Here is a 1,359-nt window from a genome sequence, read left to right as displayed (position 1 = left end):
GGGACGAACTCGCGGTCGCCGAGCGGGTTCTGGCAAGGATGAGCGAGCAGATCGCCGGGGAACGGGCTGCCGTCGCGCCGGCGTCGGCGCAGGTCGGCGGGCGGGCGGTGCTGCTGGTCCCGCACCGCGGCGACAGCCCGGACGAGACCGCACTGCCCGGCGACTACCGCCGGATCCTGGAGATCGTGCGGGCCGTCGGCGGTCCGGTGCAGGTGCGGACGGTGGGCGAGGAGTTGGGCCTTCAAGTGGAGGTGCGGGGGAAGTTGGAGCCGCTGCGGGCGAAGTTGGTCAAGCTCGCGGACCGCGGCTGGCTGCGCAAACTGGGCGACGGGAAGTTCACCGCTCGCCTGTAACCGTCCCGGCCCTGCATGCCACAGTGGCGTAACTGGAGGGCCCTCGGCGGCAGTTGAGTTTGGTGTGAAGAAAAACAACGGTCTCGCCGAGGGCCCCGACGGTCTTGTCTACACCGCCCGCCTGCCGCTGTCGAGCGCCACCTTGAACTGGCTCGCCGACCTCATCCGCAGCCACCTGAAGAAGGTCGGATCCAGGTGGCGGGCCCTGCCCGCGGGGAAGATCGCCGGCATCGTGCTGGCGGTGCTGCGCTGTGACCAGCGGCCCGGCGACCTGGCCGGCGGGAACGGGGTGCATCGCACCACGGTGTCACGGTGGGTGCGGGAAGTCGTCGGCCTGCTGGCCGCCCGCGCCCCGCGCCTGGACCGCGCCCTGAAGAAGATCGCCCGATCGGGTGGCGGGGTGGTACTGCTGGACGGCTCTCTGATCCGCACCCGCCGCCGCACCGGGACCGAGAACCGGAAGAACTACTCCGGCAAGCACAAGTGCCATGGCCTGCTCGTGATCGCGCTCACCGACGACAAGGGCCGCCTGGTCTGGGTGAGCGCGGTGAGGCCCGGACGCACCTCGGAGATCACCGCCTGCCGCCACGACGGACTGACGGCCCACCTGCGCGCGGCCGGCCTCGGCGCGATCGCCGACCTGGGCTTCGTCGGCCTCGACGACAGCGGCCTGGACGCCGATCCGGCGGTGATCACCGGCTACAAGGCCGCCCGCAACAAGCCCCTGACCAGGGGCCAGAAGCTGTCGAATAGGGCGCTGGCCGCGGTCCGGGCCCCGGTCGAGCACGGCTTCGCGCACCTGAAGAACTGGCGCGTCCTCGGCAAGGTCCGCACCGACCCGAAGTGGGCGACCGCGCTGGTGCGGGCCCTGCTGGTCCTCACGAACCGGGAAGTCGCCCGCTGACCGACGATCTCCACCGAAGTCACCCGCCCGTCACCAGCATGAGTACCCCGGAGCCGACGCACACCAGCCCCGCGACCTGCTACTTCACGATGCACACCACTC

2 protein-coding genes are annotated in these 1,359 nt (G+C 71.2%); both read left to right on the top strand.

Translation table 11 applies throughout. The annotated features are described in order from the left end of the window. Positions 1 to 353, top strand: a 353-nt coding sequence (locus ACWDA7_RS52955) for a hypothetical protein (protein WP_450615393.1), incomplete at its 5' end; no start/stop codon positions are given. Between the two features lie 64 nt (positions 354 to 417). Next, complete coding sequence (locus ACWDA7_RS52950; protein WP_450615391.1) at positions 418 to 1,257, top strand: transposase family protein; 840 nt, start codon at positions 418 to 420, stop codon at positions 1,255 to 1,257. The last annotated feature ends 102 nt before the right edge of the window (positions 1,258 to 1,359 follow it).

Source organism: Streptomyces sp. NPDC001156 (assembly GCF_053598275.1).
Note: the sequence above shows the minus strand (reverse complement) of the source record. Positions and strands in the feature narration are given on the sequence as shown.